Consider the following 14,913-nt stretch of genomic DNA (forward strand, 5'->3'; position numbering starts at 1 on the left):
TGGCCGGGCCGGAACCGCCCAGGGGCCCGGGTCCAAGCTAGCGGGGCGCAGGTGGCCGGGCGGTCCGGCAGCGGGCGCAGGAGTCGATAGACTGGCCCGTCGTGTCCAGTTCGCCGCGTGCCTCGCTGCCGGCATCCCCCACCGTCGGCGGCCGGTTGTCCGAACTTCAGCGGACGGCGGTGGCCGACCTGCTGCGCATCGCGCCGGTCGCCGATGACCTCGGCGCCCGGTTCGCCGCGGCCGGTCACCAGTTGCATCTGGTCGGCGGTTCCGTGCGGGACGCGCTCCTCGGGCGCCTCGAGGACGACCTGGACTTCACCACCGACGCCCGCCCGGAGCGGGTCTTGACGCTGGTGAAGGGCTGGGCGGAGAGCATCTGGCAGACCGGCATCGAGTTCGGCACCGTCGGTGTGGCCAAGGCGGGGTTCCGGGTGGAAATCACCACCTTCCGGTCCGACCTGTACGACGGCGACACCCGCAACCCGGTGGTGACCTTCGGCGACACCCTGGACGGCGACCTGCTGCGCCGCGACTTCGCGGTCAATGCGATGGCGGTGTCGGTTCCCGGGCACGTGTTCGCCGACCCGTTCGGTGGGCTGGCCCAGCTGGCCGAGAAGGTGCTGGACACGCCGGGCACCCCCGAGCAGTCGTTTCGGGACGACCCGTTGCGAATGCTGCGGGCGGCCCGGTTCGTCTCGCAGCTCGGCTTCCGTCCGGCCGCACGGGTGGTGACGGCGATGACCGCGATGGCCGGTGAGATCGACCGGATCACCCCCGAGCGGGTCGGCGCCGAGTTGGAGAAGTTGATGCTGGGCGTGCACCCGGTCGACGGGTTGCGGTTGCTCACCGACACGGGCCTGGCCGACCGGATCCTGCCGGAGTTGCCGGCCCTGCGGCTGGAGCGGGACGAGCACCTGCAGCACAAGGACGTGTACGAACACACCCTGACGGTGCTCGAGCAGGCCATCGCCCAGGAGACCGACGGCCCGGACCTGGTGCTGCGGTGGGCCGCGCTGATGCATGACATCGGCAAGCCGGCGACCCGCCGGTTCGAGCCCGGCAACGGCGTCAGCTTCCACCACCACGAGGTGGTCGGGGCCAAGCTGGCTCGCAAGCGGTTGCGGGCCCTGCGAATGCCCAAGGCGCTGATCGAGGACGTTGCCCAGCTGACCTATCTGCATCTGCGCTTCCACGGCTACGGCACCGGCGCCTGGACCGATTCAGCGGTTCGCCGCTACGTGACGGACGCCGGTCCGCTGCTGTCCCGGCTGCACAAGCTGGTGCGGGCCGACTGCACGACCCGCAACCCGCGCCGCCGGGCGGCCCTGCAACGGTCCTACGACTCGCTGGAGGAACGGATCGCCCAGCTCGCCGCCGCCGAGGACCTGGCCCGGGTCCGGCCCGACCTGGACGGCAACGCGATCATGGCGCTGCTCGGCATCCCTCCCGGCCCGCTGGTCGGCCGGGCGTGGGCCCACCTGAAGGAGCTGCGGTTGGAGCGGGGACCGCTCGACCCGGCGGCTGCCGAAGCGGCGTTGCTGGATTGGGCCCGGCGGGAGGGCATCGTCCCGTAGCCGCCCCGGCCGCGCCCCTCAGGTGGCCGCGGCCGGCAGGTCAGCGGCTCGCCGTCGTCGAGGTCGGGGACGGCGAGCCGGAGGCGCCGACCTCCGACTGCAGGCCCTGAGCGGCGAAGTCGCCGAACACGATAGAGCTCTTGCCGTCCACCGAGGCCACGGTGATCTTGATCCGGAGCACGTTGGTCACGTCCAGGTCGACCGGGGTGGTCGTGCCGAACGGGACGTCCTGGGCGAGCAACTGCCGGCCGTCCCCGTAGATCTCGACCTTGCCGATCGCGGCACTGTCCGACTTGTCGTCCAGGCCGAGCTCGCCGCTGAGCTTGCGGTACTGCCGGGAGAAGTCGTATTCGACCGTCCCGATGCCGCTGCCCGGGGGGGTCATCAGCAGGCCGTGGCTGTACGACTTGCCATTCGCCTTCGTCGTCCCCGTCGTCGGGTAGCTCATGCGATCCACCGACACCGGCTGCATGTCGGCCAGATAGGCCACGACCGGTCGGCGCACGACGTCGAGAGTGACATCGGCGGTGTTGGCCGTCCCGGCCGGCGGGTTCTGCGCGGTGACTAGGCCGTCAGCCTTCTGCTGGTCGAAAATCGGGTTCTCGGTCACGGTGAACCCGGCCTTCGTCAGCGTCTCCTCCGCCTCCCGGTAGGTCTTGCCGGTGACGTCGGGCACGGTCGCCGGAGCGGTCGACACGGTCAGGGTGACCACCTGGGCGAACGGCGCACCGGCCACCGGATCCTGGTCGATGACGGTGCCGGCCGGTTGGGCGTCGATCCGGTTGACCGTCTTGATCTGGACGTTGTACTCGGCCAGCGCCGCCTGGGCCTCGGCCAGCTGCCGGCCGGTGTAGTCGGGCATCACCTTGGGCACGGGGCTGGAACTGGAAGTGGCGCCGGTGGTGCGCGCGGTCGGCGACCCCGATGACGTCGTGGTCGTGGTCGCGCCCGATGCCGTCGCGGCCGGCGAGTCGGCCGTGGTGGCGGTGCCGCCCGAACCACAGGCGCCGAGTAGTAAAGCGGTCGGGAGCACGACGAGGGCGATGCGGGTAACGAGCTTCATGGGGTGCTCCACTGTTATCGGTAGGCCAGCGCGTTGGTGAGGAAGACGAGGTAGTCGCCGGATCCGCAGGGGCCCGATCCGGCCGTGGCCAGGTCGATGGTGAGATCGCGGACCCCGCGGACGTCGACGTCGATGGTGGCGCCCGCCCGGGGGGCGACCGTCTTGGCGGCCACCGGGACGCCGTCGGCGGTGACGGTGACCTGCGTCCGGGTGTCCGGGTCGGCATTGTCGGACATCAGGAACGTACCGGTGATCCGTTGCAGGCCCGAGCCGACGCCGACGGAGTACCGCTGGGAACCGTTCGGGCAGTTGCTCGGGCCGAGTTCGACGGCGGCCGCGCCGGCGACCGGTACGTCACCGGACGTGCCGGAGCGGGCCGCCGGGGCCGGACTGAGCAGCGACTGCAGGGGGACGACGGCCGTGCCCGACGACCCGCCGGTGGCCCCGGTCGCCGCTGACGTCGCGGTGACCGATGGCGACGTGGCGCTCGGTGCCCGGGACGGTTGCGTCGCCGCCGCGCCTCCATCGTCGGCCGACTCCGTCGATCCGGTCGCGGCGACGTCGGGGGCGGCCGCCGTCCCCCCGGTGCGACCACCAAGCGTGGTCTGGACCGCGTAGCCGCCGCCGACCAGCAGGAGGGCGGTGGCGGCGGCCACGACGATCCACCGTCGCCCGCGGTTGGCGGGCTTCCAGGATTGCGGGGAGTCGGTTCGGGACGGCTGCTCCGGCAGGTTCGGGCGAACCCCACCGGTCGGGGTCGGGACCCGGGTGTCGGCCGCCGGGGCCGGCCGGTCGCCCGGGTCGGGCGCGAGTTGGGTCGCCGCGGCGGCGGCGAGCGACTGACGCAACGCACCGGCCAACTCGACGCAGGTGCCGTACCGCCCGGCCGGGTTCTTGGCCATCGCGGTGGCGATGACCCGGTCGACGCCGGGCGGCAGGACCGGCCGGACCACGCTGGGCCGGGGCGGCGGCAGGTGACGGTGCCCGTAGATCTTTGCCGTGTGGTCCCCCGGGAACGGCACCTGCCCGGTCAGCAGAGCGTGACAGGTGGCGCCGAGCGAGTAGATGTCGGTCCGCGTTCCGACGGCCTCGTTGGCCACCTGCTCGGGTGAGGCGAAGTCGGCGGTGAATGGCTGGAAGGTCGTCATCGTCGATGTCTCGCCAACCACCTTGGCGATACCGAAGTCGGTGAGGAAGACCCGGCCGTCGTCGCCGAGCAGCACGTTGCCCGGTTTGACGTCCCGATGGGCGACCCCGTGCCGGTGGGCAAAGTCCAGGGCGTCGGCAATGGCATCGACGATGCCGATCACCCGGTCCGGCGGCAGCCCGTCCGGTGCACGCCGGATCGCCTCCGCCGCGTCGATGCCCCGGACGTAGGTCATCGTGTACCAGACCCGCCCGTCGGAGGTGCCGGCATTGGTGGTGGCCACGATGTGCGGATGGTCGAGCCTGGAGACGGTCCGCATCTCCCGCTCGAATCGGCCGACGAATTCCGGCTCGTTCGTGAGGAACGACGGCAGCAACTTGAGGGCGAACCGCTTTCCGAGGCTCGGTTGCAGGACCAGATAGACCATGCCCATGCCACCGGCACCCAAGCTGCGTTCCACCCGGTAGCCGGCGATCTCGTCGCCAGGGTCGAGTCCGTCGCCCCCCACGGGCGCAGTATAGGGATCGATTGCGCTCGGTAGCGGAGTCAGGCCTGGGCCTGGCCGCCCGGGCCAGCGGTCGGGTGATCGGTCAGCTCGACCGGACCGCCGGGATCGGCGTGGGCGACGACGGTCACCGGCCGACCCGGCCGCCGCATCAGCCGACGCATCGCCCATCCGTAGCCCCAGCCGGTGGCCAGGAACACCACGGTGACCAGCACGACCGCGCCGAGCCCGTCACCCTGCGGCGGCACGATCAGCACGCCGAGGCAGAACGCCAGCACGTACGCCAGGTTGTTGGCCGTGTCGTACAGGGCGAACACCCGGCCGACGTAGGCGTCGTCGGAATCGGCCTGGACGACCGAGTCCATGCACACCTTGCTCGACTGGTACGCGAAGGCCACGGCGAAGGTCGTGACCAGGGTCGACCAGATCGTGAACCGACTTCCGAACACCAGCACCAGCACGGACACCACCGTCAGCAGGATCACCAGCCAGCGGGTCCGGCCGAGCCGCCGGACCACCGGCGCCGTGATCACGGCGCCGGTGAACACGCCGAGCGCGCCGATCGCCAGCACCTCGGCGATGCCCGCCGGACCCGGCCGCAGCACCCAGAGCGGTTCGGTGAAGTGCTTCTGGAACAGCAGCAGGACAACCATCGTGCACATGCCGAAGTTGAACCGGACGGCCATCACCACCAGCACGGCCAGCCCGACGGTCGGCCGCGCGATCACGTGGTGCAGGCCGCTGGCGAAGCCCTGCAGCACTGCGCGCAGGGTCTGGGCGGGCTCGTCGGTCTCGTCCGGGCCGAGCTCCATCAGCCGGAACCGGGTGGCGATTACCGCGGACGCCAGATAGAAGATCAGCACCGTGGCGGTGACGATCGCGACCCGGCCGTTGGAGTCACCCAGCAGGCCGCGCAACGCGATCGCGTACCCACCGCCGGCTGCGGTGGCGATGGCCCCCGACGTGGTGGCCAGCGCGTTGGCACCGACCAGCGAGTCCTTCGCGACCGTGTGCGGCATGGAGGCCGACAGCCCCGACCCGACGAACCGGCCGACGCCGGTGATCAGCAGGGCGGTGACGAACAGCACGATGTAAGGCAGCCCGGCGGCGATCTGCACGGCGACGATCCCGACCAGCAGGCACCGGATCAGGTTGGCCCAGACGATGACCCGGCGCCGGCTCCATCGGTCCAGCAACGCACCGGCGAACGGCCCGATCAGCGAGTAGGGCAGGAGCAGCACGATGAAGCCGAGGGCGATCTCGGCCGGGTCGGACTTGCGCTCGGGGCTGAACAGCACCAGCACGGCCAGCGCGCCTTGGAACGCCCCGTCCCCGAAGGAGCTGAGCAACCGGACGAACACCAGCCGGCGTAGCGCGCGCACCCGCAGCAGGTGCCGCAGACCCCGGACCGAGGGGCGAGCGGCCGCACGGGTCACCGGGGGCGGCGGTCCTGCGGTCACGGTCGAACGGTACGCGCGAAGGCTGGGAGATTCCCGTCCGGCGGTCGCCGGGCCGATGTTCGGAGCGCGCGTCGACGCCGCGGAACGGAGAATGAGCCGCGATGACGGAGGCTTGCCGAGCGAAGCATCAACGCCCATCGGCGATCAGTTCTCGGCGATCCCGAGGAGGGAGGCGCGTTGACGGAGATCGATTCGCTGCGCGCGGGGATGCTGCTGGTCGCCACCCCGGGGCTGCGTGATCCCAATTTCCGGCGCACGGTCGTGTACCTGGTGGCGCACAGTGATGAAGGAACCGTCGGGGTGATTCTGAACCGGCCGAGCGAGACGGCCGTGCAGAACGTGCTGCCGTCATGGGCCACGCACACCGCCCGACCGCACGCGGTGTTTGCCGGCGGACCGGTGCAGACGTCGGCTGCGATGTGTTTGGGCGTGTGCCGGACCGGCACCGACCCGCGGCAGGTCTCCGGGGTGGTCGGCGTCACCGGCCCGGTCGTGCTGGTGGATCTGGACAGCGATCCGGCGGTGATCGCCCAGTCCTTGCGCGGCATCCGGATCTACGCCGGCCGGGCGGGATGGGACGCCGAGCAACTGGTGGACGAGATCGTCGAGGGTTCCTGGTACGTGGTGCCGGGCCTGCCGGACGACGTGCTGGCCGGACCCCGCACCGACCTGTGGTTCAGCGTGCTCCGGCGCCAGCCCTACCCCAGGTCGCTGTTGGCGTACCACCCCGGCGACCCCACCCGGAACTGAACCCTTGCCGCTGGGCCAGGCGCGGCCGGGCGGGTCAGGCCGAGCCGGCGGCCGGTTCGGCGGCGGGTTCGGTGGTGCGGGTCAACTTGCTGCAGCCGCCGCCCCCGCAGCCGCAACCGCCGCAGCCGGCCCCGCCGGCGGCCGGCCGGCGGGCCGGAATCGGCACGTGCCGGGCGGCCCGGTCGCCGAGCACCCCGGCGGCCAGCAGCAGCGCGAACGCCGCGGCGAGGGCGACCACGAACAGGATCAGCGCGACCACCGATGACACCGGCAGGACCAGGATCAGGACCGCGAGCAGCGCGGCGATCGCCGCGGCGCCGAGCGCGACGGGCGCCGCGACCCGGTTCGCCACGGCGAAGGCCTCGTCACTGGCCATGCTGGCGGGGGTCCGCACACCCATCCGGCCGTCCCGGGTCAACGCGCCGGCGCGACCGCGCAGTCCGACGGTGCCGGACAGCCCGGCCAGCAGGAGCAGCACGACGGCCAACGGAATGGTCAGGGCGAGGGACGCGGTCGACACGGCGACCATCCTATTCGGCCCGGGAGCGGCCGGTCGCCGAACCGGGTCCCACCGGCGGCGGGTCGCGGGGCCACCGTCGCCGACGAGTCAGCCGGACCGGACCGACCAACAACCGGGCACCGGCTCGAAGGAGTACTCGACGTCGGTCAGCCCGGCCAGCCGCGGCCGGGCCTGCGCCTCCCAGTGCCAGGCGCCGAGGCCCACCGTCCCGATGCCCGCGGCCGCGAAAGCCGGTGATCTCGAGCGGACCGGCAGAGTAGACTCCCGCGCATGGCGGTGGCCCTGCTTCTTTTCCGGCCGCGCTGATCGGATCGTGTCCAGCGGTTCGGCGAGCGCGGCGATCCCTCCTGTCCCGCAGGAGGGATTTTTTGTGCGATCAGCACGGGCACATCCCGTACCGGTGAGAAAGCAGGAGCAGACGGCATGACGACGCAGAGCGAGACGACGGTCGGGGACGCGTCCGGCGAGGATTCGGCCCCGCCGTTCCGCTACACGGCGGCGCTGGCGAACCGCATCGAGGCCCGGTGGCAGGACCGCTGGGAGGCGGAAGGCACCTTCGAGGCGCCCAATCCGGAGGGGCCGCTGGCCCCGGCCGACGGCGCCCCGGTGCCGGCCGACAAGCTGTACCTGCTGGACATGTTCCCGTACCCGTCCGGCGCCGGCCTGCACGTCGGCCACCCGCTGGGGTACATCGGCACCGACGTGATCGGCCGATTCATGCGGATGACCGGCCGGAACGTGCTGCACACCATCGGGTACGACGCGTTCGGCCTGCCCGCGGAGCAGTACGCGGTGCGGACCGGCACCCATCCGCGCACCACCACCGAGGCCAACATCGCCCGCTACCGGGCGCAGTTGCGCCGGCTGGGCTTCGCGCACGACCAGCGACGCAGCGTCGCGACCACCGACCCGGAGTTCTTCCGGTGGACGCAGTGGATCTTCACCCAGCTGTTCGAGGCCTGGTACGACGAGACTGCCGCCACCGCCCGGCCGATCTCCGCGTTGATTGAGGAGTTCGTCGCGGGAACCCGCGCGACGCCGGACGGCCGGCCGTGGGCCGAGCTGACCTACGTCGAGCGGCATCAGGTCCTGGCCGGTTACCGGCTGGCCTACATCGACGAGGCTCCGGTGAACTGGTGCCCCGGGCTGGGCACGGTGCTGTCCAACGAGGAGGTCACCGCCGACGGTCGCAGCGCCATCGGCAACTACCCGGTCTTCCGGCGCAGCCTGCGCCAGTGGATGATGCGGATCACGGCGTACGCCGACCGGTTGCTGGACGACCTGGACCGGCTGGACTGGCCGGAGTCGGTCAAGTCCATGCAGCGCAACTGGATCGGCCGGTCGTCCGGCGCCACCATCAGCTTCGCGGTGGCCAATGCTTCACGTGAAACGTTGAGTGACAGGGGATCCCGCGGGATCGACGTCTATACCACACGCCCCGACACGCTGTTCGGCGCGACGTACATGGTGCTGGCGCCGGAGCACCCGTTGGTCGATGCGATCACCACCGCCGGCTGGCCGCAGGGCACCGACGAGCGGTGGACCGGCGGCGCCGGCACGCCGGCCCAGGCGGTCGCCGCGTACCGGCTGGCGGCCTCCCGCAAGTCCGACCTGGATCGTCAGGAGAACAAGCAGAAGACGGGCGTCTTCACCGGTGCCTTCGCTACGAATCCGGTCAACGGCCAACCGCTACCCGTCTTTGTCGCCGACTACGTGCTGATGGGCTACGGCACCGGCGCCATCATGGCGGTACCGGCCGAGGACACCCGCGACTTCGAATTCGCCACCACGTTCGGCCTGCCGATTGTCCGGACCGTGCAGCCGCCGGCCGACCACCCGGCGGACCAGGCCTACACGGGCGAGGGCCCGACCATCAACAGTGCCAACGACGAGATCAGCTTGAACGGGCTGGATGTCGCGGCGGCGAAGGCCACCATCATCGACTGGCTGGTGGCCAAGGGCGTCGGCCACGCGCGCACGCAGTACAAGCTGCGGGACTGGCTGTTCTCCCGGCAGCGGTACTGGGGTGAGCCGTTCCCGATCGTCTACGACGAGCATGGCGTCGCGATCTCGTTGCCCGACGCGGCGCTGCCGCTGACCCTGCCCGAGGTGTCGGACTACTCGCCGCAGTCCTTCGACCCGCAGGATGCGACGTCCCAACCGGTGCCGCCGCTGGCCCGGGCGACCGAATGGTCCACCGTGGAACTGGATCTGGGTGACGGCCCGAAGACCTACACCCGCGAGTTGAACGTCATGCCGCAGTGGGCCGGCTCGTGCTGGTACGAGTTGCGCTACCTGGACCCGACCAACGACAAGACCTTCTGCGATCCGGAGGTCGAGCGGTACTGGATGGGCAAGAACCCCGACCGGCCGAACGACCCGGGCGGGGTCGACCTGTACGTCGGCGGCGTCGAGCACGCGGTGCTGCACCTGCTGTACTCCCGGTTCTGGCACAAGGTGCTGTACGACCTGGGCCACGTGTCCAGCGAGGAGCCGTACCGCAAGCTGTTCAACCAGGGCTACATCCAGGCCTACGCGTACACCGACGAACGCGGTCTGTACGTCCCGGCCGATGAAGTGGTCGAGGTTGCCCCGGATCGCTTCGAACATGCGGGCCGGCCGGTCAACCGCGAGTACGGGAAGATGGGCAAGTCCCTGAACAACGTCGTCACGCCGGACGAGATGTGCGAGCGGTTCGGTGCCGACACGTTCCGGATGTACGAGATGGGCATGGGACCGATGGACATGTCCCGGCCCTGGCAAACCCGGGACGTCGTCGGTTCCCAGCGGTACCTGCAACGGCTGTGGCGGCTGGTCGTCGACGAGAACACCGGGGACACCGTCGTCTCCGACGCCGAACCGGATCCGGACACGCAGCGGCTGCTGCACCGGACGATCGACGGGGTGCGCGCCGACTACGCGGCCATGGGCTACAACACCGCGATCGCCAAGCTGATCGTGTTGACCAACCACCTGACCAAGTCGGGTGCTCCGGTGCCGCGGCCGGTGGCCGAGGCGCTGGTGCTGATGACGGCGCCGCTGGCCCCGCACATTGCCGAGGAGATGTGGGCGCGGCTGGGGCACCCGGAGTCGTTGGCGCACGGGCCGTTTCCGGAGGCCGATCCGGCGCTGTTGGTCGCCGAGCAGGTCGAGTACCCGATCCAGGTCAAGGGCAAGGTCCGCGGCCGGATCACCGTGGATATGACAGCTGCCGCTTCCGACATCGAGGCGGCGGCGCTGGCCGAGCCACGGATCGTCGAGCTGCTGGCCGGGGCGACGCCGCGCAAGGTGGTCGTCGTGCCGGGCAAGATGGTCTCGATCGTGCCCTGAGCAGGCGGAGTCCACCAATCCGACCAGTGACGAGGCCAGGCCCATGCCCAAGTTCGTGATCGGCTGCTACACCTTCGGCGCCGGTGGCCGTGGACGGCGGATCGAGATCGTCGGTCACGACCCGGAGTCGGGGCGATGGGACCTGTTGACCGACCAGGACATGGCCGAACCGATAGCCGGCGCGTCGGATACCGAGCGCCCGGCGTCCCCGTCCTACCTGGCCTGGCATCCGGACGGGCGGCACCTGTACGCGGCCGGCGAGGAGTCCGACGGTCAGGTGTGGGCGATGCGGCTGTCGGCCGGCGGACGGGCACTGGGTGTTCTGGGGTCGGTGACCACCGGCGGTGCGCACCCCTGCCATCTGGCCGTTGACCCCACCGGCCGGGTCCTGGTGACCGCGAACTACACCTCCGGCAGCGTGGCCGTCCACCGGATCCGCCCGGACGGTCGGATCGCCGAGTTGAGCCATCTGGTGCAGCACCAGGGATCGGGCCCGGACGCCGACCGGCAAGCCGGCCCGCACGCCCACATGGTGTATTTTGCCGACGACACCCTGGTCCTGGTCGCCGATCTCGGGGCCGACCTGATCGCCGGCTACCGGTTGGACCCGGTCGCGGCGACCCTCGGCGCCCTGACGTCGTCGGCGTTGCCGGCCGGCTTCGGACCGCGACACCTTGTCACCCTCCCCGGCGACCGGGTGGCCGTCGCCGGTGAGCTGACCGGCGAGATCGCCCTGCTGGAGCTCGATCGGGCGACCGGTGCGCTGACCGTGCTGGATGTCCGGGAGGGCTCGGCCGTCACCGAACGGCCCGCGGCGCCGAGCGGCATCGGCCGGACGGCCGACGGACGGTACGTGCTGATGGCCAACCGGGGTCCGGACACGGTCGCGTCCTTCGCCGTCAACCGCGACCGCCTCGACTTCATCGACGAGATCCCCTGCGGTGGCGAGCATCCGCGCGACCTGACGGTGACCGGTGACCGGGTGTACGTGGCCAACCAGGAAAGCGACTCGATCACCGTGCTGCGACTGGACCTCCGGACCGGTGCGCTGAGCGGCACGGCCAGCCGGTTCGACACGCCCAGCCCCACCCAGGTGCTGCCCATCCCGGACTCGCCCACCGAGCGGAGTTGACATGGCGGACTACCGGATCGTCCGATTGCAGGTGCAGCGCGGCCCGGTGAAGGTCGGCCGGGCCCCGCTGCGCAGCTACGGGCCGGAGGCGATCGTGCCGGTCGACCGGCTGGTGGCCGGACCGCGCGGCGTCCTCGGCGTCACGGGTGACGGCGAGGAGATCCTCGATGTGCACCATCAGGACCACCCGCAGTCCCGGGATCGCAAGGGTCGGGCCGGCGTGCTGTTCATGGGGACCGGTGACTATGCGGCGTTACGGGCGCGCTACGGCGAGCATGTCGTGGACGGGATCGCCGGGGAGACCGTCCTTCTCGATGCGCCCGCCGGACTCGCCCGGCTGGGTCTGCCGCCGGTGGCGACGGTCTTCACGGCCGACGGTCCGCTCGAGCTGCACGACGTCCGGGAGGCCGAGCCGTGTGTCGAGTTCAGCCGGTTCTGCCTGCGCCAGGAGCCGTCTCCGGTGGTGGACGACGCCGTGCGGCGGGCGTTGGTGGACCTGGACTTCGGCGCGCGCGGCTACCGGTCGGTGGCGCGGAATGCCTCGACGATCCGGCTCGGCGACATCGTGGGGATCGGCTGAGTGGCGATCGGATGACCGCGCCCGCGACCGGGCCGCCTTCCTGGCCGCGTATGACGAGGCGATGCTCCGCTGGCCGCCGGGCACCGCCGTCACCGATTTGACCTCGGAGTTCGGGACGACCCGGGTGTACTCGTGCGGCCCCGCGACGGGTCGGCCGGTGGTGTTGCTGGCGGCCTACGGGGCGACGTCGGCCGAGTGGAACCCGCTGGCCCACGATCTGGCCGCGGACCACCGGGTGCACGCCGTGGACCTGCCCGGCGGCAGCGTCGCCGGCAGCGCGGCGATCGACACGTCGGCGGAACTGCGCCGCTGGCTGGCCTCGGTGCTGTCCGGGTTGGAGGCGGCCGCGGCGCACCTGGTCGGCCACTCGTACGGGGCGTGGATCGCCCTTGACTTCGCACTCGGCGAGCCGACGCGGGTGTCGGGACTGACCCTGCTCGACCCGACGATGTGCTTCGCCCCGCTGCTCAAGGGCTACATCTTCCGGGCGACGCCGGTGATGATGCGTCCCTCCGGCGAGAAGCGGACCGGGCTGATCCGGTGGGAAACCCGCGGTGTGCCGTTGAACGAGGACTGGCTCGCGTTGACCGCGCTGGGCACGGACGCGTTCGGACTGACCTCGACGGTGCCGACCAGGATCCCGCCCGGCTCGGCCTTCGATGCCCTGACCGCGCCGACCACGGCGATCTTCGCCGGCCGCGGCCGGGTGAACAGTGCGCGGGCCGCGGCCCGGCGGGCTGCCGCCCGGTCGCGGCTGATCAGAACGCACATCCTGGCCGACGCCTCGCACTACGGGCTGCCGATGACCCACCCGCAGCAGATCGCCTCCCTCGTTCGCGGCGGCTGACCCGGCGAGTGTTTGCCGTCCGCCCGGACCGGGTAATCCCGGGCCGAGCCGGCGAGCGACGACGGCCCATCCGAGGTTTGCCTCGACGAATGTGCCTTGACGAAGGTGACGGTGCCGGGATGACGCAACACGAGTCGGGATCGGGATCGGCCACTGCGGCAGACGGAACTGACGGGCCCGAGCTGAAACGGGTGATGGGCCCGAAACTGTTGCTCCTGTTCATCGTCGGCGACATCCTGGGCACCGGGGTCTACGCGCTGACCGGTGACGTCGCCGCCGAGGTCGGCGGGGCGGCCTGGCTGCCGTTCCTGGTGGCGTTCGCGGTGGCGACGGTGACCGCGTTCAGCTACCTGGAGCTGGTCACCAAATACCCGCAGGCGGCCGGGGCCGCGCTGTACACGCACAAGGCGTTCGGCATCCACTTCTTCACCTTCCTGGTCGCGTTCGTGGTGATGTGCTCGGGCATCACATCGGCGTCCACCGCCTCCCGCGCATTCGCCGCGAACCTGGCCAAGGGTTTCGGCTTCGAGCCCGGCACCTGGGGCATCGTTCTCATCGCCCTGGGGTTCATGGCGCTGGTCGCGATCGTGAACTTCCGCGGGGTCGGTGAGAGCGTCAAGGCCAACGTCGTGCTGACCCTCATCGAGCTGTCCGGGCTGCTGCTGGTGATCATGGTCGGGTTCTACGCGTTCTTCGGGTCCGACTTCGACTTCTCCCGGGTGATCGCTTTCGACACCCCGGACGACAAGAACGTGTTCCTGGCGGTGACCGCCGCGACCTCGCTGGCGTTCTTCGCGATGGTCGGCTTCGAGGATTCGGTCAACATGGCCGAGGAGACCAAGGACCCGGTCCGGATCTTCCCCAGGGTGATGCTGACCGGCCTGACCATCACCGGGATCATCTACGTGCTGGTGTCGATCACCGCCGTCGCGCTGGTCCCGGTGGGCGACCTGGCGGCCAGCGACACCCCGCTGGTCGAGGTGGTCAAGGTTGGCGCCCCCGGCCTGCCGATCGACACATTGCTGCCGTTCATCTCCATGTTCGCGGTGGCCAACTCCGCGCTGATCAACATGCTGATGGCCAGCCGGCTGATCTACGGGATGGCCCGGCAGCGGGTGCTGCCGCCGGTGCTGGGCAAGGTGCACCCGAAGCGCTGCACCCCGTGGACGGCGATCGTCTTCACCACGCTGCTCGCGTTCGGGTTGATCGTGTTCGTGTCGATGGGCAGCGCCGACGTCGTCGCGGTGCTCGGCGGGACGACGGCGCTGCTGCTGCGCGCCGACGACGGCGATCGTCGCTCGCGTTCGGGTTGATCGTGCTCGGCGGGACGACGGCGCTGTTGCTGCTCGGGGTGTTCACCGTGGTCAACCTGGCCGTGCTGGTGCTGCGGCGGGACGTGCCGGCCGGCAAGTACTTCCGGGCACCGACCGTGCTGCCGATCATCGGCATGATGACCTGCCTGTACCTGGTGACGCCGCTGACCGGGAGGTCGTCGACCCAGTACGTCGTCGCCGGCGCGCTGCTGGTGCTGGGGGTGGCGCTGTTCTTCGTCACCGTGCTGATCAACCGCAAGCTCGGCATCTCGCCCAGCCGCTGGCGGGACCGCTCCGAGATCATCGAAGAACCCGGCCCCCGCAACTGAGGCCCTCTCCGCCCCCGTGCCGCGCGGATCATCTACGCCGGCGCGGCTGAACTTGCGCCTAATGTCACGGGTGTGACGCGGGTTGACGACTTCATCCGCGCGGGGCGGGTCGGTTCGAGCCCTCGGAGGGCGCCGGACCACCGGGCGCCGGACCACCGGGCGGCGGACCACCGGGCGGCGGACCACCGGGCGGCGGACCACCGGGCGCCGGACCACCGGGCGCCGGACCACCGGGCGGCGGCGAACCATCGCCCTCCGACGGGTCGAATCGAGCGCGAAGCTCGGCCAGCAGGTCTTCGTACTGCCGTCGGTCGAAGGTGAAGCTCACCGGGGGGTCCTCGAACACGGTCGGAGTGTCGTCCC

General features: G+C 71.0%; 11 protein-coding genes and 1 pseudogene. 7 read left to right on the top strand and 5 right to left on the bottom strand.

The features are described from left to right. Window positions 1-101 precede the first annotated feature (101 nt). On the top strand, window positions 102-1,574 hold the full coding sequence (locus ACILSK_RS14585; protein WP_395727887.1) for a CCA tRNA nucleotidyltransferase: 1,473 nt from the start codon (window positions 102-104) through the stop codon (window positions 1,572-1,574). Between the two features lie 40 nt (window positions 1,575-1,614). Here ACILSK_RS14585 and ACILSK_RS14590 read toward each other — a convergent pair whose 3' ends face one another. From ACILSK_RS14590 to ACILSK_RS14600, 3 genes are read right to left on the bottom strand one after another with little or no spacing between them, the layout of a single operon-like run. Beyond that, window positions 1,615-2,637: a PASTA domain-containing protein gene (locus tag ACILSK_RS14590; RefSeq protein ID WP_395727888.1), complete on the bottom strand. Its 1,023-nt coding sequence runs from the start codon at window positions 2,635-2,637 to the stop codon at window positions 1,615-1,617. Between the two features lie 14 nt (window positions 2,638-2,651). After that, window positions 2,652-4,292 carry a protein kinase domain-containing protein gene (locus ACILSK_RS14595; protein ID WP_395727889.1) on the bottom strand — a complete coding sequence of 547 codons (1,641 nt, stop codon included), beginning with the start codon at window positions 4,290-4,292 and terminating at the stop codon, window positions 2,652-2,654. A gap of 38 nt (window positions 4,293-4,330) precedes the next feature. Next, the gene (locus ACILSK_RS14600; RefSeq protein WP_395727890.1) at window positions 4,331-5,749 is read right to left on the bottom strand and encodes an MFS transporter; all 1,419 of its coding nucleotides are present in this window, start codon (window positions 5,747-5,749) and stop codon (window positions 4,331-4,333) included. A gap of 177 nt (window positions 5,750-5,926) precedes the next feature. On the opposite strand from ACILSK_RS14600, the gene ACILSK_RS14605 reads away from it, so the two are divergent. Further along, window positions 5,927-6,499: a YqgE/AlgH family protein gene (locus ACILSK_RS14605; protein ID WP_395727891.1), complete on the top strand. Its 573-nt coding sequence runs from the start codon at window positions 5,927-5,929 to the stop codon at window positions 6,497-6,499. Between the two features lie 34 nt (window positions 6,500-6,533). On the opposite strand, the gene ACILSK_RS14610 is transcribed toward ACILSK_RS14605, so the two are convergent. After that, the gene (locus ACILSK_RS14610; RefSeq protein ID WP_395727892.1) at window positions 6,534-7,019 is read right to left on the bottom strand and encodes an SdpI family protein; all 486 of its coding nucleotides are present in this window, start codon (window positions 7,017-7,019) and stop codon (window positions 6,534-6,536) included. Window positions 7,020-7,442: 423 nt separating this feature from the next. Between ACILSK_RS14610 and leuS the strand changes: the two genes are divergently transcribed. The 5 genes and pseudogenes from leuS to ACILSK_RS14635 all read left to right on the top strand — a co-directional run bounded on the left by leuS (window position 7,443) and on the right by ACILSK_RS14635 (window position 14,550). Next, a complete protein-coding gene (gene leuS, locus ACILSK_RS14615; RefSeq protein ID WP_395727893.1) occupies window positions 7,443-10,349 on the top strand; it encodes a leucine--tRNA ligase in 2,907 nt (968 codons plus the stop codon). A 43-nt stretch (window positions 10,350-10,392) separates the two neighbouring features. Further along, entirely contained in the window at window positions 10,393-11,481 is a 1,089-nt protein-coding gene (locus tag ACILSK_RS14620) for a lactonase family protein (RefSeq protein WP_395727894.1), read from the top strand. Between the two features lies 1 nt (window position 11,482). Beyond that, on the top strand, window positions 11,483-12,061 hold the full coding sequence (locus ACILSK_RS14625; RefSeq protein ID WP_395727895.1) for a hypothetical protein: 579 nt from the start codon (window positions 11,483-11,485) through the stop codon (window positions 12,059-12,061). Window positions 12,062-12,122: 61 nt separating this feature from the next. After that, on the top strand, window positions 12,123-12,908 hold the full coding sequence (locus ACILSK_RS14630; RefSeq protein ID WP_395727896.1) for an alpha/beta fold hydrolase: 786 nt from the start codon (window positions 12,123-12,125) through the stop codon (window positions 12,906-12,908). A 119-nt stretch (window positions 12,909-13,027) separates the two neighbouring features. Continuing rightward, window positions 13,028-14,550: pseudogene (locus ACILSK_RS14635) on the top strand (APC family permease). 91 nt (window positions 14,551-14,641) lie between these two features. Here ACILSK_RS14635 and ACILSK_RS14640 read toward each other — a convergent pair. Continuing rightward, window positions 14,642-14,913: hypothetical protein (locus ACILSK_RS14640; protein WP_395727897.1), on the bottom strand; the 272-nt coding region annotated here is incomplete at its 5' end.

Origin of the sequence: Nakamurella sp., from assembly GCF_044224575.1 — a bacterium.
Taxonomy (GTDB): Bacteria; Actinomycetota; Actinomycetes; order Mycobacteriales; family Nakamurellaceae; genus Nakamurella.